The following is a 24,240-nucleotide window of genomic DNA, read 5'->3' as shown; positions in this document are numbered from 1 at the left end:
TCAATGATGAAATTTATTACTGAAGAGTATTTAAGAGATTTACACAGAAAAGAACCTTTTGATACCTACAAGTTACAACAAGGACAACGCCTTACACCTGGAGCAGCTCAGTATTTGTCTGATAGAAGAATAAAAATAAATGATGATGCTTTAAAATCAAATAAGAATGTTTCTAAAAGCAACCAGGCGGAAACAATAAAAGAAACAGAAAATAATAATTCAAATTTGAATAAAAAGCTTTGTTATAAATTGAAATCTATGGAGGCAGTATTTCTTGTTACTGGTAGTGAAATATTAAAAGATGATATTATTTTAGCTCAAAATGTTATAAATTTGGGAAAGAAAATATCAAATATCAGAAATGTTATGAATGGAAAAGGTATTCTTGAAACTATTCATTGTAAAGAATGTACGTTTATGAATTCCTCAAACTTCACAACTGAGCTTGAGGATTGCTTTGAAATAACAGAATTTCATATGCAGCTTGAAAAAAGCAATGCAATCTTAAAAATGCACACTCTTCGTTGTGCCTTAGGAGAATTGCAATTTGAAATAATTGAGAATTTTAAAAGTGATGATGAGATTTTAAAAAATAGAATTATAGAAAATATTAATTCAATAATCAATTCATTATCTCAATTAATTTGTTTAGCGGTAGGAGGAAAAGAATGTCAAAGAAAAAAATAACTTTTGAATATTGCGATAAAATGGTTCAAAAGTTTGAAGAAGTTATAGAAAAACCAATTATTAATGATTCCTCTGTTTATTATACAGGTGTGGATCTAGGTACTGCCTGCGTAGTATTGGCTGTTTTAGATGAAAATTATAAACCAGTTGCTGGAGCATATAGATATGCAGATGTAGTTCGTGATGGTATGGTTGTGGACTATATCGGAGCAGTAGGCATTGTAAGAGAGCTTAAAAAAGAAATTGAAGAAAAACTTAATACAGAGCTTCTTTATGCAGCCGCTGCAATTCCACCTGGGACAGATGCATTAGATTCTGGAGCAATTAAAAACGTAGTTCAAGCAGCAGGATTTGAGTTGACATGTCTTTTAGATGAACCTACTGCTGCAAATAATCTACTTAAGATTGAAAATGGTGCAGTTGTAGATATAGGTGGAGGAACAACAGGGATATCAATTCTAAAGGATGGAAAAGTTATTCAGGTTGTTGATGAACCTACAGGTGGTACACACTTTTCATTAGTTATTTCAGGTGCCTATGGAATGCCTTTTAAAGAGGCAGATAAATTCAAAAGGGACAATAAAAATCACAAGGAAATTTTACCGATACTAAGACCAGTAGTTGAAAAGGTGTCATCAATTATTAATAATCAGATTAAAAATTATGATGTTAATGAAATTTCTTTAGTAGGTGGTACTTGTTGTTTGACAGGAATTGAAGAAATCATTCAAAAGCAAACAAAAATATATACTCATAAACCTAAAAATCCTATGTTTGTTACACCACTTGGAATAGCATTAAGTTGTACACGAGATATCATAGAATAAGTCACATTCAAATAAATTGATTGTCATTTATTTGAATGTGCCCAATAAGGAGAGTGTTTAAAGTGGATTTTAGAATTATAAAATCACCTTCTGATAGCACTAAAGATATTCTTAAAAGACGAATGGGTGGAAATTGTAAAACAGATTTAGAAAATGCTGATGCAATAGGACTTGTTCAAGGTAAATTTATCGATATGATCTATGCGGCAGATATTGCTGAAAAGGCTGTTGGGGTTACCGTTGAGGATATCAGGGGATTATGTCCACAGCACATGGTTTTAATTGGAATTTTAGGTGATACAGCATCAGTTGAAGCTGCATTAAATGAGATTAAATTGAAAATGAAAGAGGAAAAACAATATGATAGCAGCAAGACTTGTTGATAATATATGGGCAACTAGAAAAGCAGAATCCCTGAGCGGACTTAAATTTATGCTTGCTGAGGAAATTGGGGGAATAAATGACGGACGTAGATTTATTGTTGTTGATATTATAGGTGCAGGTATTGGCGATAAAGTTGTCGTTAGTACCGGATCATCTGCTCGCAGAATGTTAGGAGATGATAATATTCCTGTAGATGCAGTTGTTATTGGAATAATTGATCATGATTGTAATTTTGATTAAGCCACATTCGAAAAAATCATAGTATTTTATGATTTTTATAGATATCAAATACTATATTGAAAGGATGTGAAAACATGAAAAAATTAATCTGTGCAAAAGATGTTGAAGCATTAATATTAAAGGGCGAAAAAACACTTTATGTAGATGGCAGTGAAATAATTACACCATCAGCTCAAGATCTTGCAAAAAATAATGGAATAGTGTTTACTGTAGCAGCTCCTGCACCTAAAGTACAGGATTTAGGAGTTAACAAAACTCCAAGCATAGATAATATTGACAGCGAAATGTTACTTAATTTCTTTAGAAAAATGATGGACAAAGGTCTTTTAGAAGAAATGCTTCAATGTTTAAAGCAAAAGAATCTTCCATTTGAAGCAGAATGTGACCCTAATGGACTTAAAGTTGTTAGAGGAAACACAGTAAAAATGGATGTATTTGATACTGGTAATCCAAATGCAAAAGCTTATTTTCAAGAATTAGTAAGTAAAAAAGAATCAAAAATGAGTGCTGGGTTTTTAGTTATTGAAAATTCAAAATTTGATTGGGAATTAACTTACGAAGAGATTGATTATGTTATTGAGGGAACCTTAACGGTTGAAATCAATGGAAAGACATATACAGCTTATCCTGGAGATGTGCTATTTGTGCCATCAGGTTCTAAAGTGGTTTGGGGTTCACCAGATAAAGCTAGGGTATTTTACACAACATATCCAGCAAACTGGGCGGATCTTTTATAGAAGGTTAGGAGGATTAGCCTATGAAAGCACTTGGTTTAATAGAAACAAAAGGATTACTTGCAGCTGTTGAAGCAGCTGATACAATGGTGAAATCTGCAGATGTAAGTATTATTGAAAAAACTTATGTAGGTGGAGGGCTTGTTACAATTTTAGTTACAGGTGATGTAGGTGCAGTACAAGCATCTATAGAAGCTGGAGTAGCAGCTGTTAAAAAACTTGATGAAGAATTTTTAGTTTCGAATCATGTAATTCCACGTCCTCATGAGGAAGTGGAAAGCATAATTGGACCTAATACTCCACCAGAAGTTTTAGAAGTTCCATCATCTAATGAAGAATTAGAAGATGTAGAACAAGCCAAAGAAATACAAAAAACAGAAGAAGTAGAAGTACAAACTGAAAAATTAGAAGAAACAGAAGATGTAGAAGAAGCAGAGCAAACTGAAGAAGTACAAGAAACAGAAGATGTAGAACAGACAGAAGAAGTATATGTAGTAGAAACTGAAGATGAGATTAAAGAAGATCAAGATGCTTTAGAAGTGGATTTAGATAAACTACATAAGTTAGACTTAGAGAATTTGCATAAAGATGATGTAGATAATCTAGTAAATAAAAATGGTATAGAACAAACCCTTTTAATACTAGATAAGCTAAAAGTTATTAAGCTTAGAAATTTAGCTCGTGAATATAAAGATTTTGGAATTACAGGTAGGGCCACCTCAAAGGCAGGTAAGAATACACTAATTACTAAATTTAAATTATATTACGAGAAAAACTAGCTATTTAAGGTTTATGAAAGGAAGTAATGAATAATGGAAAACTTTGATAAAGATTTGCGTTCAATACAAGAAGCAAGAAATCTTGCTAGACTTGGAAAAATAGCAGCTGATAAAATTGCTGATTATACTGAGGAGCAAATTGATAAAATTTTACGTAATATGGTTAGAGTAGCAGAAGAAAATGAAGCTTGCTTAGCACAAATGGCAGTTGAAGAGACAGGCTTTGGTAAAGCTGAAGATAAAACTTTCAAAAACCATTTAGCATCTACTATATTATATGATTCAATCAAAGACATGAAAACTATAGGTGTAATTAGAGAAGATGAGGTAAATAAGACTATAGAGATTGCTGAGCCAGTTGGCTTAGTTATGGGTATAGTACCTTCAACAAACCCAACTTCTACTGCAATTTTTAAATCTATAATTGCAATTAAATCTCGTAATGCTATAGTATTCTCACCACATCCATCTGCTGCAAAATGTACAATTAAGGCAGTTGAATTAATGAGAGATGCAGCTATTGAAGCTGGTGCACCAGAAAACATCATAAGCTCTGTAACTATACCAACAATTGCAGCTACAAATGATTTAATGAAAAGCAAAGAAGTTGCTATAATAATAGCTACAGGTGGTCCAGGAATGGTTAAAGCTGCTTACAGCTCAGGAAAACCAGCTCTTGGAGTTGGAGCAGGAAACTCTCCAGCATACATTGAAAGAACTGCTAATGTAGAAAAGGCTGTTAGAAATATTATTGCAAGTAAGACTTTTGATTATGGTACAATTTGTGCTTCAGAACAATCAATAATTTGCGAAGAATGCAATTATGATGCGGTTGTTCAAGAGTTCAAAAAGCAAGGCGGATATTTCATGACAGAAGAAGAAACTAATAAAGTTTGTAAGCTGTTGTTTAAGAATGGACATGCTATGAATGCTAAATTTGTTGGAAGAAGTCCACAAGTTATTGCAAATGCTGCAGGATTTACAGTTCCATCAGACATTAAAGTACTTATAGGAAAGCAAAATGGAGTAGGTGAAGGTAATCCACTATCTTTTGAAAAACTTACAACAGTTCTTGCATTCTATACAGTAAAAGATTGGCATGAAGCATGTGAATTAAGTATTGAATTACTTCAAAATGGAATTGGTCATACAATGAGTATCCATACAGAAGATAGAGATATGGTTATGAAGTTTGCTAGAAAACCAGCTTCTCGTATTCTTGTTAATACTGGTGGATCACAAGGTGGAACAGGTGCAAGCACAGGTCTTAACCCTTCATTTACTTTAGGTTGTGGTACATGGGGAGGAAGTTCAGTATCTGAGAACGTTACTCCAGAGCACCTTATAAACATAAAAAGAGTTGCTTATGGTTTAAAAGACTGCGCAACATTAGCATCTAATGATCCAACTTTCAACCGTATAAAAACTGCTGAAAATTGCCATGCAGTACAAAATCAACTTATGAATATGAGCCCAGCTCAAATTGCAGCAGCAGCAGAAGTTTTAAATAAAGTGAATGATTCTGCTAAAAGCACTAACAATTGTACTGAATGCAATAGTGAAAGCACAAAAAATGAAGAACTTTTAGACTTAGTTAATCAAATAGTTGCTACTATGAAGGGAGCAAACTAATGAATAATTATGAAGAAGTATTAAGAGTTTTACTAGAAGCCATTAAAGGCAATGAAGCAAATAATGGAGTTCAGAAAAATTCATCTGAGATTCCAGTAGGAATTTCTAATAGACATGTGCATCTTTCACAAAAGGATTTAGAGAGTCTTTTCGGTAAAGATTACCAACTTACGAAGCTTAAAGAACTATCTCAACCTGGACAATATGCTTGTAAGGAAGTTGTAACAATTTGCGGACCAAAAGGTGCAATTGAGAAGGTTAGAATTCTTGGTCCTGTAAGAAGTAAGACTCAAGTTGAAGTATTAGCTGGAGACTGCATTAAACTTGGAGCAGTTCCACATGTAAAATTGTCTGGAGATTTAAACAGAACATCTGGAATTACATTAGTTGGACCAAAGGGATCTGTTCAAATTGAAGAAGGATTAATAGTTGCACAAAGACATATTCACATGACACCTGAAGATGCTAGAAATTTAGGAGTACATGATGGAGAAATAGTATCAATAAAATTTGAAGATTTAAGAGGCGGAATATATAGCAACGTGGCTATTAGAGCTAACGATTCTTCAAGTCTTGAATGTCATCTTGATATTGAAGAAGCTAATGCAATGGGCATTAATTCAAAATCAAAAATAACAATAGTTAAATAAAGGTTATAAATAAAAATTAAAATATATAAATAAAAAATATTTAGGAGGATTTTAATATGAAATACGATGCATTAGGAATGATAGAAACAAAAGGCTTAATAGGAGCAATAGAAGCTGCAGATGCTATGGTTAAAGCTGCAAATGTATATTTAATAGGTAAAGAATATGTTGGAGGCGGACTTGTAACTGTTATGGTTAGAGGTGATGTTGGAGCTGTTAAAGCTGCTACAGACGCTGGTGCTGCTGCTGCACAACGTGTTGGAGAATTAATATCAGTTCATGTAATTCCAAGACCACATAGCGAAGTTGAAGTAATTCTTCCAGCATCTAAAGAAGCTGCAAAATAAGATTTTTAATTAAAGCATAACATAATAAAAAACACCGATTAGGAGGATTTTAATATGAAACACGATGCATTAGGAATGATAGAAACAAAAGGATTAATAGGAGCAATAGAAGCTGCAGATGCTATGGTTAAAGCTGCAAATGTATATTTAATAGGTAAAGAATATATTGGAGGCGGACTTGTAACTGTTATGGTTAGAGGTGACGTTGGAGCTATTAAAGCTGCTACAGACGCTGGTGCTGCTGCTGCACAACGTGTTGGAGAATTAATATCAGTTCACGTAATTCCAAGACCACACAGCGAAGTTGAAGTAATTCTTCCAGCATCTAAAGAAGCTGCAAAATAGATTCTAGGAATCTGAAATAAAATAACTAGTCAAAGATGCGACGCCTATTTTATGTCAGACAAGGAAACAGGTTTCGCTCATAGTTTAAGCTATGAGTGAAACCTGTTGACGCAGTATGATGGAAAATAGACTAGTATACTGACTAGTTATTTTTTTGAAGATGCCTCAATTAAGTATAACATAATAAAAAGCGCCGCTAAAGATAATTTAGCGGCGTTTTTACTTATGAAAAAGCTTGTTTTAGTTAAAATAAATGTGTTAAAGTTTTCGAATATCTGGAAATTAATTATATAGTTGAGAAAGATTTGCTTATGTTATCAAAAGAAAGAAATAATTTCTAATGATTCATTATTTTTATATTATTTTTTAAATTACATTGACATTATTAGAATAGCATGATATCATAACATAAAATTACCAAGAGGAGGATTATTATGAATATCAAAATAAATATATCTGTTTCAAAATTGAATAATCTACTCTTATTAGCTAACTTAAGATAGCGGTTGCATATATAGATACGTTACATACTACTATAGATGCAATCGCCAAAACAGGCGTTTTGCATCTATGGTGGCTAATTATTTGTATTGAAATAAATGGAGTCCCATAGATAGACTATGGGACTTTTATGATATCCTAGGTAAAAAAGTCTCATAGTATAAACTGTGGGGCTTTTTTATTTATAAATATCAATATTTGGAAGATTCAGTCAAATAGTTTAGGAGGAATAGAAATGAAAAAATCCAGAGAACAATGGGGGACAAAAGCAGGGTTCCTACTTGCAGCTATTGGTTCTGCTGTAGGACTAGGTAATATATGGAGATTTCCTTACATAGCTTATTCAAATGGAGGTGGAGCTTTCTTAATACCATATTTTTTCGCTATATTCACAGCAGGAATACCTTTATTAATTCTTGAATATGGAATGGGGCATAAATTTAGAGGTTCAACACCACTAGCAATAGCAAGAGCAAATAAAAAATGGGAATGGCTTGGTTGGTGGCCTATAATTAGCGCAGTTATAATTTTATGCTATTATTCAATGATTTTGAGTTTGGCTATAAAGTACTTAACATTAAGCTTTAATAAAGTATGGGGAAATGACACTAATAGTTACTTTTATAATGAAGTATTAAAATTATCATCATCGCCTTTCGATTTTGGAGGTATAATTGTTCCAATACTAATAGGAATAACTTTAGTTTGGCTAATTAACTGGTTTATATGTTATAAAGGAATAAAAGCTGGAATTGAAAAATTAAGTAAAATACTATTACCAGCTCTATTAATAATAATGATAATTATAGTAATAAAGGGGGTAGCTTTAGAAGGTGCTTCTTTAGGCTTAAACACACTGTTTACACCTGATTGGCAAAAAGTTAAAGATCCTAAAGTTTGGATTGCAGCATATGGACAAGTATTCTTTTCATTAAGCATAGCTACAGGAATTATGATGACTTATTCCAGTTATCTTCCTAAAAGAACAGATATAAATAACAGTGCATTCATGACAGCTTTTGCCAATTGTGGATTTGAATTTTTATCTGCCATAGGGGTTTTTGCAATACTTGGCTTCATGGCAACTAATCAAGGAGTATCTATTGATAAAGTTGCATCTGATGGCATAGGTCTTGCATTTATAGCATTTCCTAAAGTATTTTCAGTGATGGGCACATGGGGAAATATACTATCTGTATTGTTCTTTACTTGCTTAATATTTGCAGGATTAACATCAGCAGTATCCTTAGTTGAGGCAATTTCCTCAGCCATAATAGATAAAACAGGATGGCAACGTAAAAAAGTAGTAACAGGAATATTGTTAATTGGATTTATTATAAGTATCTCCTTTGCAACTAGAGCAGGATTATACCTATTAGATATTATGGATAACTTTATTAATAATTATGGAGTAGTTGTAGTTGGATTATTAGAAACTATCTTAGTAGGATGGATTGTAAAACCTAAAACTATTCGTGATCATACAAATTCAGTATCTTATTATAGAATAGGAAAATGGTGGGATATAATTATTAAATATATAAACCCAATTGTTTTAACTTTCATTCTAGTTCAAAGTTTTATTACAGAAATGCGTACACCTTATGGTGGATACAGTTTACCGGCATTAATTGTTTATGGATGGGGAGTTATTTTAATAGGAATTACCGGAGCAATTTTAATAAGTAGACAACCTTGGAGAGATAATATTAATTTAAAAAATGAATAAAGGTGTGGTGATGAAAATGACATTAAATGCAATAATATTCTTCGGTATAGGTGCAACAGTACTTTGGGGAGGATTATTAACTACTATAATAATCTCAATGAAAAAAGATAACTGCTTAGAAAACAGTAAAATACAAAATTAATGGATTTGAAGTATTAAATGAAAGCATAAGCTGTTTTATTACAAAAGAACTTAATGGCAGAACTTCTGTAATTTGCGTGAAATTATACTTTTTAGTAGTTTTCATTAAATTGTGAGTTGTACATTATTTTAAGTTATGAATTAAAATATTTAATAGTGTAGTTATTGGTTGTAGATTAACTTTTCAGTAGCTTATCTGTAGATAGTTATTACAAGAAAAACAATGATTAAAACAAGAATATTTATATGGGTTGATGGGGGGCATTTAGGATGGAAAATTTAGAAAAGAATCAATATTATAAGGTTACTGAGTTATTAAATAGCTCAGGAGAAGAATGCAAATTTGCTTTTTCTGTAATTGATAATAATATTCCAGGAGAGGTCTATGTGAATTGTATTGATAACCCTGAAAGCTGTTTAATAGCAAGTGTTTCGGGTAAATATTTGGTATTAGGAAATGAAACAAATGAAGCTTTCAATAAAGATATTATAGATTTTTTAAAGAAAGTAGAAAATCATCATATATTTTATGATTTATATGCATCATCAAATAAGTGGATTGATATATTAGAGGAAATGCTAAGAGGAAGTGTAGTAAGGTTAAAACGTTCGATTTATATTTATGAAGGTGAAAATATAGATGACATAGATTTAAGTAGTGAATATGAAATGAAAAAGATGGATGAGGTACTTTTTTACAAATATGCAGATGAAATGGATAGTACTTTCAAAGTACATTGGGGAACCCCAAGAAATTTTTGCTCAAATGGAATTGGCTATTGTATTATGAAGGATAAGGAAATAGTTAGTGTTTGTACTACATTCTATATAGGCGGAGGTTATTCAGAAATAAGCATTGATACAAGAGAAGAGTTTAGAAAAAAGGGCTTTGCAACTAAAGCATGTCAAATATTTATAAATACTAGTTTAAATAAAAAACTTATTCCATTGTGGGACGCTGACTATGGAAATGAACCTTCAAATCAATTAGCTGCAAAACTAGGATTTACCAAAGTAAAAGATTGTGAAATACTATGGTGGCACGAAAATCAGAAAGCGGTTGCTAATTACTTAAAAAAGTATAACTACGAAAATAAGTAGTAGAATAATACTTATATATTAAAAAAGATACCTTATTATCAAGTGTTATATTTGATAATAAAGTATCTTTTTTATTTTGAGTGCTATCTGATTAATTTTTATTTTAAAAAACTAAACCTGTTTATTTTCTAGATTTTATTATATTATGTTTATAATTAAGATAATACTTTATAAGTTTATATACTTTTATAAAATATATTGTTTTAAATAGTGTTATGAAATAATTTTAATAAGATAAAAAGCAATACTTAGAATATGTATAATTCATATCTAACACATTGACAATAAATTTTATAATATGTTATCATATGTAAAAATAGTAGTTTATATAAAATTTGGAAGGAAGATTATTATGTAATTCTGTATGTTCTAGGATTGGCTCTTTTAGAAAAGAGTTTGTCTATTATGCCGATATAACTTGGTATAAATAATGAGAGTTTATCAAAATAGATAATATTAATTATAGTATTCCCATTTAAAAATTGAAAAAATGGGAGTGTTTTTGATGTACTCTTTTTATTAGTGGAACATACTTTTTATAGCATAATAATTTTCTAAAAAGAATACCTTCTTTTTAGTTTATTTGCGTTGTGAAAAGTAATGATCACAACTTTTTTATTTTAACAATTAACTAAGAAAAGAGGTATTTTTTTATGGAAAGAATATATAAGTATCCTAGAACCCGTCATATTGAAGGATCAAGACTTCAAAGTGGAGATGAGGATTTAAAAGTTATTAATTTTGATTATATAAAAGATAAATATATAGTAGTTGAGGAAAAAGTAGATGGGGCTAATTGTGGAATTAGTTTTGATGAAAATGGAGAGATGCTTTTACAAAGTAGAGGACATTTTTTAAATGGAGGTTATGGAGAAAAGCAATTTTCACTCTTCAAAACTTGGACAAGTTGCCATACTCATGATTTATATAAACTTTTGGGAAATAGATATGTTATGTATGGGGAATGGCTTTATGCAAAACACACAGTGTTTTATGATGAATTAACTCATTATTTTATGGAATTTGATATTTTTGATAAAGAAGAAGGAAAATTTTTAAGTACAAAACGAAGAAAGGAAATCCTTAAAGATTATAAATTTGTTATTTCTGTATTAGTACTTCATGAGGGGAAATTAAACAACTTCAAAGAACTAACTTCGCTTTTATCAAAATCTAATTTCAAATCATCAAATAATGAAGAAACCTTAAGGCAAAGTTGTGAGGAATTAAATTTATCCTTTGATATTGCTAAAAAACAAACAGATTGCTCTGATTTAATGGAAGGATTATATATAAAGGTAGAAAGTAAAGATTATGTTATGGATAGATTTAAGTATGTGAGATCTTCTTTTCTTAATACAATTTCAGATTCAGAAACTCACTGGTTAAATAGACCTATAATTCCCAACAAATTAAAATTTGGAATAGATATATTTTCTTAAAGGTGGGTGAAGAGTTATGGATAATAAGCTAATAAAAAATATTGTAGATAAAAGTTTTGATTTTGATGAAATAACAAAAGATTTTCCTATTATTTATAAGTTTAAAAATATAGATCAAAATCCTAAATATCATAGGGAAGGAAATGTTTATGTTCACACTAAAAAGGTCTGCCAAGAACTAATTAAATTGCAGGAGTGGAAGAAACTTGATAATGTTGAAAGAGTTACAGTGTATCTTGGAGCTTTCTTTCATGATATAGGAAAGCTGATTTGTACTAGATTAGAAAATGATGAAATAGTATCCCCTAAGCATGGAGTGAAAGGTTCAAAACTTTTTAGAGAGATTTTTTATAAAGAATATCATATAAGTTTTAAATTAAGAGAAGAAGTAGCTTCATTAATTAAATATCATGGACTCCCATTATTTTTTATTGATAGGGAAGATATGGATTATGATTTAATTAAAGCTAGCCAATCTGTTAACATGAAATTATTATATCTTATTGCAAAAGCTGATTTATTAGGAAGAGAATGTGATGATCAAGAGGATATTCTTGATAATATAGAATGCTTTAAAGATTATGCAAAAGAGTTAGGTTGCTTTTATTCATCAAAAAAGTTTACTAATAAATATACTAAATTTTTATATTTAAATAAGCAAAACATATGGCATGGTGATGAGGTCTTTGATATAACAACCTATGAAGTAACCATAATGGTCGGTTTTCCTCTTGCTGGAAAGGATACCTATATAGAAAGTTACTTAAAATCTATACCTATGATTTCACTAGATAGTATTAGGAAGGAATTTAACATTTCACCAAGAAAAGACTCTGCAAAAGTAGTTGCTATTGCTAAAGAGAGAGCAAAAGAATTTCTAAAGAAAAAAATTTCTTTTGTATGGAATGCTACTAATATATCAAAAGAAATTAGAAAAAGTTTATGTAGTCTGTTCTCAGCGTATGGTGCTAGAGTGAGATTTATATATGTTGAAGTATCTTATAGAGAACTACTTTTAAGAAACAAAATTAGAGATAGAGTTGTACCTGAGAAAGTTATAAACAATATGATAAGAAAATTTGATATGATAGAAAACTGGGAAGGATATGAAGTAGAGTATATAGTTAATAACAGTTAGCTTTAAATTATTTTATGAAAATAGAAAATAAGTGAATTTATAGATAAAATAACTCTCAAAAAAGAGCTATTAGATATTATAAAAATCAAGGCCTTATAAAGCTATTTGTTAATTAAGAAAATAATAAATTAAGTCTTAGTTTTAAAATCTATGATAATATGATAAAATTTTATATATTTAAGAAGCTTATTAAAAAAATAGGCTTCTTATTTTTATATAATATAGATATAGTATGAAAAGATATCTCTAACTTCCTATTAAGACATATAAAGTAATTGTTGTATAAAGGTTTAAATCTATAAGTATAAGGAGTAGGTAAATGAAAATATTAAAGAGAATAATAATATACCTAATAGTAATTGTAGCTATTATTGGAGTATATTCAATGTATATAGAGCCTAAGTTAATGAGAGTTAAAGACTATGGGACTATTATTGATAAAGGTGAAAGAAAAGAATTAAAAATTGTTCAGTTTTCAGATACGCAGTTAGGAGAGTTTTTTTCACTGGAACAATTAGAAAAAGTGGTAGAAAAGATTAATAGTACAGAGGCTGACATAGTTGTCTTTACTGGAGATTTGATAGATAATGCATCACAATATGAAGATATATCTAAAATAGCTGATGTGTTAAGCAAAATAAATTGTAAAATAGGAAAGTATGCAGTATATGGTAATCATGACTATGGAGGGGGAGCAGCTAGATATTATGACTCAATTATGGAACAATCAGGATTTAAAGTGTTAAAAAATTCAAGTGAATATATAAAATTAGAAGGTGATGATATAAGAATATTTGGAGCTGACGAGAAACTTATGGGTGGCTATAATGCAGAAGAAACTATGCATGGTATTAATGAAAGTGATATTAATTTATTAATTCTTCATGAACCTGATTTAATAGATGATTTTAAAGATTATCCTATAGACTTAGCTCTTGCAGGGCACAGTCATGGTGGACAAGTATATATACCTTTCTATGGACCAATAATTAACAACGTATTATCTGAGAGGTATAATAAAGGCTTTTATCAATTAAATAATGAGAGAAAAACAAAACTATATGTAAATACAGGACTAGGAAATACCAAGTTACGTCCTAGACTAGGAAACATTCCAGAGATAACTACTTTTATTATTAAAATATAAATAGATTTAATTCTAGGAATTTTATAAAAGAGGAGCTTGTAATAAAAACAAGCTTCTCTTTAAAATTACCTAACTAAAATAAAGATTTAACTTTTTAAAAATTTAACATAGTATATGAAATTACTATATTATTATGATGGTATAGATATATTAGAACTTTTACTTTTAGTGTAACCTATTGTTATATAAAATACGGTATCATCGTATTAGAAGGTTTTAGAATTAGAAAAGCTAAACCATACAATAAATAGGTGCGATTTTTTGATATCTTTGTTTTAAAAGCTAAGAGAATTTAAAACAAAAATAATTGTTTTAAATATATGGAGTATAGCATTATATAATTTGGTTAGAATAAAAAATATATTTTAAACTTGCCATCAAATGATGGCGATTTTATCTTAAAAATGATATTATATAAATATAGAGTATCTTAAAACAATATTAAAAATATGTTTAAAGATAAAGGAGAAAATGAATATGGAAAATTTTTTTTGTGAAGTATGTAAAGAAAAAGTAGTTTATACAATAAGAAAAAATATTATTAAAGAATATAAAGGACAAAGTGTGAATGTTGAAGAAAACATTGCAGTTTGCAATAAATGTGGCACAGATATTTTTGTCCCAGGCATTGAAAACGACAATTTAAAAAGGTTATATAATAAATATAGAGAACTAACGGGATTAATATCTAAGGAAGAGATTACTAAATTTAGAGAAAAATATAATCTATCTCAAAGAGAACTTGTATATATTCTTGGTTGGGGAAAGATGACTATTAATAGATATGAGAATGGTTCATTTCCAAGTAAAAGTCATAGTGATATTTTAAAAGCTATTATTAAAGATGAGGAACATTTTAAATCAATTGTATATGAAGCGTTGCAAGCTAAACGAATTACTTTAAAAACGTATGAAAAAGTATCAGTTTCTTTTAATAGTTCAAAAAGAAATTTAATTAATTCATTAATTGAACTGGAGTTAAAGCACGATGAGGATATATTAAATGGATTTAGAAAATTTGATATTGAAAGAGTGGAAAATTTGATAAGTTATATTGCATCTAAAGTTGATAACTTGTATAAAACAAGTTTAAATAAATATTTATGGTTTATTGATTTTAAAAATTTTCAAGAAAGTGTAAGATCTATAACAGGGTTAAGATATATAAAACAGCGATATGGTCCTGTAATTGAAGGTAAGGGATATGAACAAATAATAAATTTATTGGATGATAAATTCTATAAGCAGGAAATTGAGGATGAAAATTCTATTTCAAGTAAGATAAAAATAATAAGCAAAAATAATTATGATATGTCTATATATACTAAATCTGAACTTGAAGTTATTGATTCAGTTATCAATAAATTAAAAAATATGAGTTGCGACAAAATCTCTGATGAATCATATAAAGAACTTAATTGTATTGAAAATGATATAAACAATATTATTTCGTATGATTATGCAGATGAATTAAAGATGAAGTTTTAAAAGAAAATTATATGAAGGACTTGACAGATTTTATATGGTAATTTATACTAAATATGCAAGACGATTCTTGCATATTATTTTTTAAAAAATAATTAGTTACTACGAGTATACAAATAATATAAATAGAAAGAGGTGATGATATATACAAGTTGAGTTTTTAAAACAATTTTTAAAACAAGTAAAGAAAAATATATCAAAAGGTAACTTTAAATTCGCGGGGGAGCGAGATAAAAACTCAAAATTTTTAAAAGATGCTGAATTAACATTAGATGATGTTAAGGAAGCGATAATGCAGTTAAGTCCTAACGATAGACCAGTTGGACCTGAAAGTGATAAAAATGGATATCTAGGATATATTTATAAATTTAAAATCGACTATCTAAAAAATCAACTTATATATATAAAAATAAGATTTAATCCTCCAGACGAAGTTGTATGTATTTCATTTCATAATGATGAAAATTAATATTTTTTAATATGATAAAATTGTATATCCGTAGTATATAAGGAGGCTATATGATTAAGGAACATAAAATTATAATTGATAGTATTATAAATAAGGTAATACATTCATTTGATTTATTGAAATCTCAAGGACCTCAGGAAGAAATTATTTTTCTTCCTATAGGAATATTACTTCTAAAATGGATTAGTGACTCAAAAGAAAGACTTTTATGGCGAACTACATTTAATTATAACAAATTGATTAATAATTCTAATTTTTACAATAAGGATTTTATAAACAATTTATACTTAGAAGCAAAAAATATTGAAGATTCTAATCCTGAATTAGCTGGAATATTTACTGAATTATGTTTTTCAAGTCTTAGTTATATTGAAGTAGGTTATGTAAAAGAGATAATTTCTGCATATGCTAATTGTAATTTTCATGATTTATCTTCGGAGAAAAACATAACAGGACCATTCATTGAATTATTTTTACAATATTTAAGTAATAATTTAAATTCATACTCATTTATTACAACGTTACCTATAAGGAAACTGATGTCAAGATTATTTAATATTAGTGAAAATATGAGTATAGCCGATATCACTTGTGGAACTGGTGGAATTTTAAGTGAAGTTATTAATCAATGCAATGATAGTAATTTAAACAATACAAAAATAAAATTCTATGGTCAAGAGATTAATTTTAAAATAATACTTATTTGTAAAATTAATTTATTATTACATGGAATAAGATATCCTGAGATTAATATAAATGATAGTTTAAAAGAGCCTATAGCATTCAGTACAAATAAAAAAGTTGATGTTATATTATCTAATTTACCACTTGGATTAAGCTGGGACGAAAAACAAATAAGTTATAAGAATGATTTTAAATATGGAATTCCTAATAAAAATAATGCTGAGTGGATATTTATACAAAGAGGATTGGAGGCATTAGGTTATTGTGGAAAAGCCGCCTTTATAGTAAGCAAAGGCACATTAACTCGTAAAACAGAAAGGAAAATAAGAGAACAAATTTTAAATGATGATATTATTGAAGCAGTTATTTCATTACCAAATAACTTATATGGGACAAAGACTATTCCAATTGAAGTTTTAATAATAAATAAAGATAAACCAATAAAAAATAAAATATTATTTATTGATGCAAGTAAAGAATTTACCAAAAAAGAACGCGGAAGAAATGATTTATCTGAAGAACATATAGAGAAGATAATTAATGCATATTGTAACTTTGTTGAGAAGAAAGGATATAGTAAAATAGTTGAGTTATCAACTATCGCAAATAATAAGTTTGAGCTTGATAGTTCATTTTATATAAACTATACAATAAAAAATTTAGAAAATTTAAAAATGAGACGTTTGAGTGAAGTAGCTGATATAAAAAGAGGATTACAAATATCAAGAGATCGTCTTACTGATGATTTAAATATAAGTTCTTATTATTATATTAAAATAAGTGATTTAATTAATGATGCTATTGAATTCAATGATAAGATTGATCAATTGACAGAGAAAGAAATAAGTTTATATGAATTAAAACCAAAAGATCTTATAATATCTGCTAGAGGATCTTTAATTAAAACTGCTATATACGAAGAAGGGATGCCACCTTGCGTATTTTCGGGTAATATTTTACTTATAAGATTAAAATCAAATTATAATCCATATTTTTTAAAGTTTTATTTAAATAGTAAAAAAGGCAAAGAATTATTATCATATATTCAAGAAGGAGCAACTATAATTGCTCTAAATCCTAATAAATTAAAAGAAATGTTAATACCTGATATAAATATTGATGAACAAAATCAATTGGCTGAAAGAATAACACTAAATGAAAAAAATATAAAGAAAGAATCCGACTAGCAAAAGAGATATATAATCAAAATTTGAAAATCATAGATGATGAAATTAATTACTTTTTAAGCGATAATTAGATATTTTATGAAATATTCATTTTGAGTATATTGACTAGGAAAACTGCACTTACTACTGATGACAATGGTGAAGTTATGGGAGGATTATTAGAGGAAGGTCTAAATTATGTTTATCATTCATATCTTAATTGGTAGAAAGTGATGAACATCAATTAGATTTACTGTTTCCAATAAAATTAAAAGAAAAAGAATAAAGTGAGCATATAAAAAGTGATTTTTTATTTAAAGAAAATAACTATATGCCGTTCATGATACTAGCAAGCCAAAAAAGTCATTTAATATTAGGAATAGGTCAGATTGATATAATGAATAGATTAAGAGTAGTAAAAGAAAATAAAGCTAGATATGTATTAAAAACTAAACTATAGAAGGATTAAAATATATTGAAACTTGTATCAAAAAATAAATTATAAATAAAAAGCTTAGTGTTAGTCAAACACTAAGCTTTTTTTATTTTATAAAGTCAAGTATTAAATCTATAAGAAGAAAATATTACTTTGAAAACAAATGCATAAGAAAATAAGGATTGGTGTATTTTTGTAATACAAGCGGAAGATTATTTTAACTAATATTAAAGTTTTCTCTTACTAATTCAATAAACAACGACATTGCAGGGCTAATCCACTTGTTTTTATGATAAGCATATATTGCTGTAACTTTAGCATCAGAACAGTCAACATTAAGTTCTTTTAAATTACCATTTTCAAGTTCTTCTTCTACTGTAAATCGGGGTAAGAACGAAATTCCTAAATTACTTGCAACACATTTTTTTATTGCTTCTATGCTCCCGAGTTCAATTGTATTATTTAAGAATATATTCTTATCAAAAAAATAACTTTCAATTATTTTCCGATAAATGGATTCAACTTCATTAATGATAAGGCTTGTATTTATTTTTTGATTTGGCTTACAAAAATCTAAATTTTCTTGTTCGAATAATGACGAACAAATTAAAGCTAAATTGAAATCAGAAAGCTTAACAGTAGTTAAATTATCATTTTGACTTCCTACATCATACATTAAACCAAGGTCTACTTCACCATTCGATAAGATATTTTTTATAGCATAGCAATTGAGAGAAATTATGGAAAGTTTTACATTAGGAGCTTTTTCTTTGAACAAGCTCAATACAGTTTGTAATTTATAAGACATCAATGATTCTGCAACTGCAATTCTTAATTCTCCTGTAATATTCTCGCCATATTTACCAATACTCTTAATTTTTTTCACTGTATTAAGTAATTCATTTGCATAAGGTATCAATTCTTTTCCAAATGGAGTTAATACCATATTGCGACCAATTTTTTCGAATAACTTGATTGAGAGTTCCTGCTCTAACTGCTGAATTTGTGAGGTAACAGTGGATTGTGTATACCCCAATTTCATTGCAGCATTTGAAAAGTTACCTTCTTCAATAATACTTTTAAAGGTTTTAAAGTGTCTAATATCCATTTATTTCACCTCAATCTTTATATTAAGTTAATAATATATTGATAAAATCGAATTGTCAATTCAAATATATCAATTTTACAAATATATAGTTCCTTGATAGTATAAATTCATAGGCAGCTATAAAATTGATTAAGTAAGTTTTGAGAATAACTTTATATCAATAAAAATAAATGAATTTGCATAATAATATTTGCTAGAAAATAGCAAGGATGTACTAGATTATAGGAGGAATAAAAAATGAGAGATGTAGTAATAGTAAGCGCAGTAAGAACTGCAATAGGAGCATATGGTAAAACTTTAAAAGATGTACCAGCAGTTGAATTAGGTGCAATAGTAATAAAAGAGGCTGTTAAAAGAGCAAATATAAACCCTAATGAAATCAATGAAGTTATTTTTGGTAATGCACTTCAAGCAGGTTTAGGCCAAAATCCAGCAAGGCAAGCTGCTGTGAAAGCAGGATTACCTGTAGAAATACCTGCATTTACAATTAATAAAGTTTGTGGATCAGGATTAAGATCTATAAGTTTGGCAGCTCAAATTATAAAAGCTGGCGATGCTGATGCTATTGTAGTAGGTGGTATGGAAAACATGTCTAGCGCACCATTTTTACTTGACAATGCAAGATGGGGACAAAGAATGGGACATGGTGAACTAGTTGATGAAATGATAAAAGATGGTTTATGGGATGCTTTCAATGACTATCATATGGGAGTAACAGCAGAAAATGTGGCAGAAAAATGGAATATAACAAGAGAAGAACAAGATGAGTTTTCACTTCTATCACAACAAAAAGCCGAAATAGCTATTAAGAACGGAGAATTTAAAGATGAAATAGTTCCTGTAGTAATTAAAACAAAAAAAGGTGAAATAATATTTGACCAAGATGAGTTCCCTAGGTTTGAAAATACTATAGAAGCATTAAAAAAACTTAAGCCTATTTTTAAAGAAAATGGTACAGTGACAGCAGGAAATGCATCAGGGCTAAATGATGGAGCAGCAGCATTAGTAATAATGAGTGCAGACAAAGCTAAAGCTCTAGGAATAAAATCACTTGCTAAAATTAGTTCCTATGGATCAGCTGGATTAGACCCAGCAATAATGGGATATGGTGCATTTTATGCAACAAAAGCTGCTTTAGATAAAATTAATTTAAAATGTGAAGATTTAGATTTAATTGAAGCAAATGAAGCCTATGCATCTCAAAGTATAGCCATAACTAAAGATTTAAATTTAGATATGAGTAAAGTTAATGTTAATGGTGGAGCTATAGCACTTGGACATCCTATAGGTGCATCTGGTGCACGTATTTTGGTAACGTTGCTACATGCTATGGAAAAAAGGGATGCGAAGAAGGGACTTGCTACTCTATGCATTGGTGGAGGTCAAGGAACTGCCTTAATAGTTGAAAGAGATTAATTATAATCATCAATTTAGAAAGAAGTGTGGAAAATGACTTTATTAGCAGAGAAAATAAAAAGTGTAGCACTGGAAATGGGATATGAAAAGTGTGGAATTATTAAGATCTCCCAAATTGATGGATATGAGGAAAAACTCAATGAAAGGATTGATCTCATTCCAGAAGCCAAAGGTTTTTACCAAAATCTTTATCGTTTTACACATTTACAAGATACTCATCCTTGGGCAAAATCAATTGTCATATGTGTAAGAAGATATGGAAAATATCATATTCCAGAACATTTAAAAGGTATGATTGCAAAATATTATTTAGCTGATATAAGAAAAGATGAGAACTCTAAAGATTTTCAAGATAGCTTGAAATTTGAAAAATATATGCAAGACTTAGGGCTTAGAGCAGAAAATGAGCGTAAGTTTGGTTTTACAGCATTACGCTGGGCAGCATTGAAAGCTGGACTTGGAATAGTTCGAAAGAATAACTTTTTTTATACTGAAAATGGCTCATGGCTGTCTTTAGAGGCATGGCTCATTGATAAAGAACTTGAAGCTATAGAAGTACCAAAAGTAAAAGTTTGCTCTGAAGAGTGTAATCTATGCATAAAAGCTTGTCCTTCAGCTTCTTTATACCAGCCATATACAATGAATCCTATGGCGTGTATATCTTGTATAACTACATTTATGGGTAGGGATATGCCTAACGAAAAATACAGAGAACAAATAGGAAATTGGGTTTATGGATGTGATGTCTGTCAAGATGTTTGCCCTATGAATAAAAACCGTTGGAAGGAAACAGAAGAGTTTCCTAATTTGCAAGAATTAAGTCAACATATATCCTTAGAAAAAATTATAGAAATGGATTATTACTTTTTAGAAGAAGTAATGCAGTCTAAGTTTTGGTATATAGAAAAAGCTGATGTTTGGAAATGGAAAGTTAATGCTATTAACGCAATGGTAAATGACTACAAGGAGCAATATAGAGAATACATACTGTACGCTTGTAACGATAACAATTCAAAGGTAAGAGAAATGGCGCAATGGGCAATTAAAAAATTGAATCTATAATAAGTGCTTTTTTGAATCAGCAGCGCATTATTTCAGAAATGGATTTGAAATATTTTTTGCAAACAATTCTATTTAGGGATGAGATAAAAACTATAGCACTTGCTACTGATACGGTGAACCGTACTATAAATAAGTGCTATTAGATAATTTTATTATAAGTAGAGGGATTATAATAAATGAATAAAATATCATATAGAATGCCAACATTAATATAGTGCCATTCTTTATAAATGAGTGTGCAAATTTATGTGAGGAATTGGGGTAAGATTTTATAGAAATAAACATGAATTTACCACAATACACAGAAACAGTATTGATATTAAAAGATTTAAAATATGCATTGAAAATTGTGATGGATATTAATAATTTATAAAAGAAGGAATGGATTTATTACTTGAAAGTGAAAATTCTCATTAACACATTCATGATGCTAGTGGGTCAAAAAAACATTTGATATTAGAAACAGGTCAGATTGATATAATGTATAGGTTAAGAATAGTAAAAGAAAATAAAGTTAGATATGTATTGAAAACTAAAACTATAGAAGGATTAAAATATATTGAAACTTGTATCAAAAAATAGATTATAAATAAAAAGCTTAGTGTTAATAAAACACTAAGCAATCATTATTTTTAGTATAAATCACTTATTTTTTGCTTTGATGTAGGAAATACAATATATCCTATCAATATAGAAATCACAGTTGGAACAAGCCAAGCAAAGCCTGATTTACCAAGAGGTATAAAATCTAGATTAATAAAAGGTATTATTCCAAGTATACCAAATACTAATGAAGTGTAAACACCAATTCGCACTGCTTTTATATTTTTTATGAATTTATCAGCTAGCGTAGTAAATATTAAAGTTATTGTTACTGGATATAGTACACTTAAAATAGGGCCAGATATCTTAATAATGTTATCAACACCAAGAGACCCAATTACAATACTTATTATCGAAATTACAATTGCATTTATTTTATAAGGAAGTTTTCCATTTGATATTTTTTCGAAGAATGAAGAACCGGAAGCTAATAATCCAATGGAAGTTGTTAAACAAGCAAGTCCAATAGCAATACCTATAGCAGTAGAACCAAGATTACCTAATATAGATTTGGATATTAATAATAATAGGCTTGTCTTAGATAAATTAGAAATTTCAAATCCACTTGTTTGAGCACCTAAAAACATTAAACCACCATAAATGAATGCTAGGCCAATTATAGCAACACCGCCTGATTTAAGTGTCATAGGAAGAATTTCTTTTTCTGAATAGTTTTTTGATCTAAGTTCATTTGTAATAATTGAAGCAAACAATAATCCAGCTAATGCATCCATAGTTTGATAACCTTCTATAAAAGAAAGTGGTAATACAGAGGTTACATCAGTATGAATAATATCGCCGATAGGAAAAATTATTCCTTTTATTATTAAAAATGTTAATACGACTATTAACGTGGGAGTGAGATATTTACCTATAGTATCAATTATAGAAGAACTTTTTAGTACAAATATTAAATTTATTCCAAAATATATTATCATTGAAACAAAAGGAGTAATACTAGGTATTAAAGGGTTTATGGTTAATTCATGAGTGGTTGCAGCGGTTCTTGGAATTGCAAGCATGGGACCTATTGCTATAAATAATATTGTGGCAAAAATTAAAGCAAATTTTGGCCCTATTTTAGATGCCATTGATTCAAAGGTACCATCACCTTTTGTTGTGGAGATTATAGCAAGAAGTGGTAGGCCAACTCCAGTACATACAAATCCAATAACTCCTAAAATATATTGGTCGCCCACCATATTACCTAAAAATGGTGGGAATATTAAATTACCAGCACCAAAAAACATGGCAAATAAAGCAAAACCTACTATAATTACATCTTTCGTATTTTTCTTCACAATGGTTTCCTCCTTAATTTTGTTTTAAACATTATAATATTAATTGCTATTTTTATCAAGCAATCACCATTTTCGGTTGTTAACATAATGTTAACACATTGTTAATATATAATGATATATACCTAGCCATACAAGTAAGAGTATAAAGAAAAGGGTATTGTATATATTATAAAAATAGGTGATAGTAAGTTATATTCTTATTAGATTAGAATATAACTTCTATTGAGTTTTTAGATAGAGTAAAGGCAATAGGTTATTTTTGATTCATTAATAGATGAATAATTAAAGCTATTAAGCATTGAATAAAAAGCACAATAGAATAATAGAAGAAAGGATTAGTAGAGAAAGCTACTAAAGTTTTAAGTGTAGATAAAGGGGAGACAAAAGTAAACTATCTAAGTATAATTTGATCATATTTTGATGATAAGAAGAAAGAGGATTCCCTACGTACACATATTTTTCTGAGAACTAGTCAAAAATTCACAATAATTAATATTGACTCATCATACCGAAAAATTTCTACAGAAGATTTCTTATATGACATAAATGAAATGAAAATACCTACTAATGTGGATGTTATTGTTTTTAAAAAATTAAAAAAATTCACAAATTAGAAAGATTTTTATTAACTTAAAGTAACCTATATTATACCTGTTATGGTAAATTGCATGAAATCCTGCAATAGG

Annotated in this window: 25 protein-coding genes; 23 read left to right on the top strand and 2 right to left on the bottom strand. The window is 28.9% G+C overall.

Annotation, left to right across the window (positions count from 1 at the left end; genetic code table 11):
• Positions 1-3 precede the first annotated feature (3 nt).
• The 20 genes from ACWPW7_RS21825 (at position 4) to ACWPW7_RS21730 (ending at position 18,088) form a co-directional block, all read left to right on the top strand.
• Entirely contained in the window at positions 4-687 is a 684-nt protein-coding gene (locus ACWPW7_RS21825) for a cobalamin adenosyltransferase (protein WP_454055279.1), read from the top strand.
• Entirely contained in the window at positions 669-1,514 is an 846-nt protein-coding gene (eutJ, locus tag ACWPW7_RS21820; protein WP_454055278.1) for an ethanolamine utilization protein EutJ, read from the top strand. Before ACWPW7_RS21825 ends, eutJ begins: the two co-directional genes overlap by 19 nt.
• A 62-nt stretch (positions 1,515-1,576) precedes the next feature.
• Entirely contained in the window at positions 1,577-1,897 is a 321-nt protein-coding gene (locus ACWPW7_RS21815) for a BMC domain-containing protein (protein ID WP_039633157.1), read from the top strand.
• On the top strand, positions 1,875-2,138 hold the full coding sequence (locus ACWPW7_RS21810; RefSeq protein WP_039633159.1) for a EutN/CcmL family microcompartment protein: 264 nt from the start codon (positions 1,875-1,877) through the stop codon (positions 2,136-2,138). The genes ACWPW7_RS21815 and ACWPW7_RS21810 overlap by 23 nt, the downstream gene beginning before the upstream one ends.
• 74 nt (positions 2,139-2,212) lie before the next feature.
• On the top strand, positions 2,213-2,875 hold the full coding sequence (locus ACWPW7_RS21805) for a cupin domain-containing protein (RefSeq protein WP_454055277.1): 663 nt from the start codon (positions 2,213-2,215) through the stop codon (positions 2,873-2,875).
• Positions 2,876-2,895: 20 nt separating this feature from the next.
• On the top strand, positions 2,896-3,651 hold the full coding sequence (locus ACWPW7_RS21800; protein ID WP_454055276.1) for a BMC domain-containing protein: 756 nt from the start codon (positions 2,896-2,898) through the stop codon (positions 3,649-3,651).
• Between the two features lie 33 nt (positions 3,652-3,684).
• Positions 3,685-5,283: an acetaldehyde dehydrogenase (acetylating) gene (locus tag ACWPW7_RS21795; RefSeq protein ID WP_454055275.1), complete on the top strand. Its 1,599-nt coding sequence runs from the start codon at positions 3,685-3,687 to the stop codon at positions 5,281-5,283.
• Positions 5,283-5,933 carry a phosphate propanoyltransferase gene (locus tag ACWPW7_RS21790; protein ID WP_454055274.1) on the top strand — a complete coding sequence of 217 codons (651 nt, stop codon included), beginning with the start codon at positions 5,283-5,285 and terminating at the stop codon, positions 5,931-5,933. Before ACWPW7_RS21795 ends, ACWPW7_RS21790 begins: the two co-directional genes overlap by 1 nt.
• Positions 5,934-5,989: 56 nt before the next feature.
• Complete coding sequence (eutM, locus tag ACWPW7_RS21785) at positions 5,990-6,280, top strand: ethanolamine utilization microcompartment protein EutM (RefSeq protein ID WP_039633170.1); 291 nt, start codon at positions 5,990-5,992, stop codon at positions 6,278-6,280.
• Between the two features lie 54 nt (positions 6,281-6,334).
• Positions 6,335-6,625: an ethanolamine utilization microcompartment protein EutM gene (gene eutM, locus ACWPW7_RS21780; protein ID WP_454055273.1), complete on the top strand. Its 291-nt coding sequence runs from the start codon at positions 6,335-6,337 to the stop codon at positions 6,623-6,625.
• Between the two features lie 736 nt (positions 6,626-7,361).
• Positions 7,362-8,855, top strand: a complete 1,494-nt coding sequence (locus ACWPW7_RS21775; protein ID WP_454055272.1) for a sodium-dependent transporter — start codon at positions 7,362-7,364, stop codon at positions 8,853-8,855.
• A 16-nt stretch (positions 8,856-8,871) separates the two neighbouring features.
• Positions 8,872-8,997: a MetS family NSS transporter small subunit gene (locus ACWPW7_RS21770; protein ID WP_454055271.1), complete on the top strand. Its 126-nt coding sequence runs from the start codon at positions 8,872-8,874 to the stop codon at positions 8,995-8,997.
• A gap of 269 nt (positions 8,998-9,266) precedes the next feature.
• A complete protein-coding gene (locus ACWPW7_RS21765) occupies positions 9,267-10,097 on the top strand; it encodes a GNAT family N-acetyltransferase (protein WP_454055270.1) in 831 nt (276 codons plus the stop codon).
• 653 nt (positions 10,098-10,750) lie between these two features.
• Positions 10,751-11,539, top strand: a complete 789-nt coding sequence (locus ACWPW7_RS21760) for an RNA ligase family protein (protein ID WP_454055269.1) — start codon at positions 10,751-10,753, stop codon at positions 11,537-11,539.
• Between the two features lie 16 nt (positions 11,540-11,555).
• Positions 11,556-12,677: an AAA family ATPase gene (locus tag ACWPW7_RS21755; protein ID WP_454055268.1), complete on the top strand. Its 1,122-nt coding sequence runs from the start codon at positions 11,556-11,558 to the stop codon at positions 12,675-12,677.
• 319 nt (positions 12,678-12,996) lie between these two features.
• Complete coding sequence (locus tag ACWPW7_RS21750) at positions 12,997-13,824, top strand: metallophosphoesterase (RefSeq protein WP_454055267.1); 828 nt, start codon at positions 12,997-12,999, stop codon at positions 13,822-13,824.
• A 477-nt stretch (positions 13,825-14,301) separates the two neighbouring features.
• A complete protein-coding gene (locus ACWPW7_RS21745; RefSeq protein WP_454055266.1) occupies positions 14,302-15,312 on the top strand; it encodes a type II TA system antitoxin MqsA family protein in 1,011 nt (336 codons plus the stop codon).
• Between the two features lie 289 nt (positions 15,313-15,601).
• The gene (locus ACWPW7_RS21740; RefSeq protein WP_454055265.1) at positions 15,602-15,778 is read left to right on the top strand and encodes a hypothetical protein; all 177 of its coding nucleotides are present in this window, start codon (positions 15,602-15,604) and stop codon (positions 15,776-15,778) included.
• A gap of 50 nt (positions 15,779-15,828) precedes the next feature.
• Entirely contained in the window at positions 15,829-17,649 is a 1,821-nt protein-coding gene (locus tag ACWPW7_RS21735) for an N-6 DNA methylase (RefSeq protein WP_454055264.1), read from the top strand.
• A gap of 310 nt (positions 17,650-17,959) precedes the next feature.
• Positions 17,960-18,088 (top strand): hypothetical protein, encoded by a 129-nt coding sequence (locus tag ACWPW7_RS21730; protein ID WP_454055263.1) that lies wholly within the window; start codon positions 17,960-17,962, stop codon positions 18,086-18,088.
• A gap of 193 nt (positions 18,089-18,281) precedes the next feature.
• Here ACWPW7_RS21730 and ACWPW7_RS21725 read toward each other — a convergent pair whose 3' ends face one another.
• Positions 18,282-19,172: a LysR family transcriptional regulator gene (locus ACWPW7_RS21725; protein WP_454055262.1), complete on the bottom strand. Its 891-nt coding sequence runs from the start codon at positions 19,170-19,172 to the stop codon at positions 18,282-18,284.
• 237 nt (positions 19,173-19,409) lie between these two features.
• Here ACWPW7_RS21725 and ACWPW7_RS21720 point away from each other — a divergent pair, with 237 nt between their 5' ends.
• The 3 genes from ACWPW7_RS21720 to ACWPW7_RS21710 all read left to right on the top strand — a co-directional run bounded on the left by ACWPW7_RS21720 (position 19,410) and on the right by ACWPW7_RS21710 (position 22,232).
• Positions 19,410-20,588: an acetyl-CoA C-acetyltransferase gene (locus tag ACWPW7_RS21720; protein ID WP_454055261.1), complete on the top strand. Its 1,179-nt coding sequence runs from the start codon at positions 19,410-19,412 to the stop codon at positions 20,586-20,588.
• A 33-nt stretch (positions 20,589-20,621) separates the two neighbouring features.
• Positions 20,622-21,650 carry an epoxyqueuosine reductase gene (locus tag ACWPW7_RS21715; RefSeq protein WP_454055260.1) on the top strand — a complete coding sequence of 343 codons (1,029 nt, stop codon included), beginning with the start codon at positions 20,622-20,624 and terminating at the stop codon, positions 21,648-21,650.
• Between the two features lie 450 nt (positions 21,651-22,100).
• Positions 22,101-22,232: a hypothetical protein gene (locus tag ACWPW7_RS21710; RefSeq protein ID WP_454055259.1), complete on the top strand. Its 132-nt coding sequence runs from the start codon at positions 22,101-22,103 to the stop codon at positions 22,230-22,232.
• A 50-nt stretch (positions 22,233-22,282) separates the two neighbouring features.
• Here ACWPW7_RS21710 and brnQ read toward each other — a convergent pair whose 3' ends face one another.
• Positions 22,283-23,554, bottom strand: coding sequence for a branched-chain amino acid transport system II carrier protein (gene brnQ, locus ACWPW7_RS21705; RefSeq protein WP_454055258.1), 1,272 nt, complete (start codon positions 23,552-23,554; stop codon positions 22,283-22,285).
• Positions 23,555-24,240 lie beyond the last annotated feature (686 nt).

It is taken from the genome of Clostridium sp. Marseille-Q7071 (genome assembly GCF_965112025.1).
Note: the sequence above shows the minus strand (reverse complement) of the source record. Positions and strands in the feature narration are given on the sequence as shown.

Coding starts and splice junctions, on each gene's coding strand:
- ACWPW7_RS21825 (WP_454055279.1), top strand. CDS start 4: ATGATGAAATTTATTACTGAAGAGTATTTAAGAGATTTACACAGAAAA.
- eutJ (WP_454055278.1), top strand. CDS start 669: ATGTCAAAGAAAAAAATAACTTTTGAATATTGCGATAAAATGGTTCAA.
- ACWPW7_RS21810 (WP_039633159.1), top strand. CDS start 1,875: ATGATAGCAGCAAGACTTGTTGATAATATATGGGCAACTAGAAAAGCA.
- ACWPW7_RS21805 (WP_454055277.1), top strand. CDS start 2,213: ATGAAAAAATTAATCTGTGCAAAAGATGTTGAAGCATTAATATTAAAG.
- ACWPW7_RS21800 (WP_454055276.1), top strand. CDS start 2,896: ATGAAAGCACTTGGTTTAATAGAAACAAAAGGATTACTTGCAGCTGTT.
- ACWPW7_RS21795 (WP_454055275.1), top strand. CDS start 3,685: ATGGAAAACTTTGATAAAGATTTGCGTTCAATACAAGAAGCAAGAAAT.
- ACWPW7_RS21790 (WP_454055274.1), top strand. CDS start 5,283: ATGAATAATTATGAAGAAGTATTAAGAGTTTTACTAGAAGCCATTAAA.
- eutM (WP_039633170.1), top strand. CDS start 5,990: ATGAAATACGATGCATTAGGAATGATAGAAACAAAAGGCTTAATAGGA.
- eutM (WP_454055273.1), top strand. CDS start 6,335: ATGAAACACGATGCATTAGGAATGATAGAAACAAAAGGATTAATAGGA.
- ACWPW7_RS21775 (WP_454055272.1), top strand. CDS start 7,362: ATGAAAAAATCCAGAGAACAATGGGGGACAAAAGCAGGGTTCCTACTT.
- ACWPW7_RS21770 (WP_454055271.1), top strand. CDS start 8,872: ATGACATTAAATGCAATAATATTCTTCGGTATAGGTGCAACAGTACTT.
- ACWPW7_RS21765 (WP_454055270.1), top strand. CDS start 9,267: ATGGAAAATTTAGAAAAGAATCAATATTATAAGGTTACTGAGTTATTA.
- ACWPW7_RS21760 (WP_454055269.1), top strand. CDS start 10,751: ATGGAAAGAATATATAAGTATCCTAGAACCCGTCATATTGAAGGATCA.
- ACWPW7_RS21755 (WP_454055268.1), top strand. CDS start 11,556: ATGGATAATAAGCTAATAAAAAATATTGTAGATAAAAGTTTTGATTTT.
- ACWPW7_RS21750 (WP_454055267.1), top strand. CDS start 12,997: ATGAAAATATTAAAGAGAATAATAATATACCTAATAGTAATTGTAGCT.
- ACWPW7_RS21745 (WP_454055266.1), top strand. CDS start 14,302: ATGGAAAATTTTTTTTGTGAAGTATGTAAAGAAAAAGTAGTTTATACA.
- ACWPW7_RS21740 (WP_454055265.1), top strand. CDS start 15,602: ATGCAGTTAAGTCCTAACGATAGACCAGTTGGACCTGAAAGTGATAAA.
- ACWPW7_RS21735 (WP_454055264.1), top strand. CDS start 15,829: ATGATTAAGGAACATAAAATTATAATTGATAGTATTATAAATAAGGTA.
- ACWPW7_RS21730 (WP_454055263.1), top strand. CDS start 17,960: ATGCCGTTCATGATACTAGCAAGCCAAAAAAGTCATTTAATATTAGGA.
- ACWPW7_RS21725 (WP_454055262.1), bottom strand. CDS start 19,172: ATGGATATTAGACACTTTAAAACCTTTAAAAGTATTATTGAAGAAGGT.
- ACWPW7_RS21720 (WP_454055261.1), top strand. CDS start 19,410: ATGAGAGATGTAGTAATAGTAAGCGCAGTAAGAACTGCAATAGGAGCA.
- ACWPW7_RS21715 (WP_454055260.1), top strand. CDS start 20,622: ATGACTTTATTAGCAGAGAAAATAAAAAGTGTAGCACTGGAAATGGGA.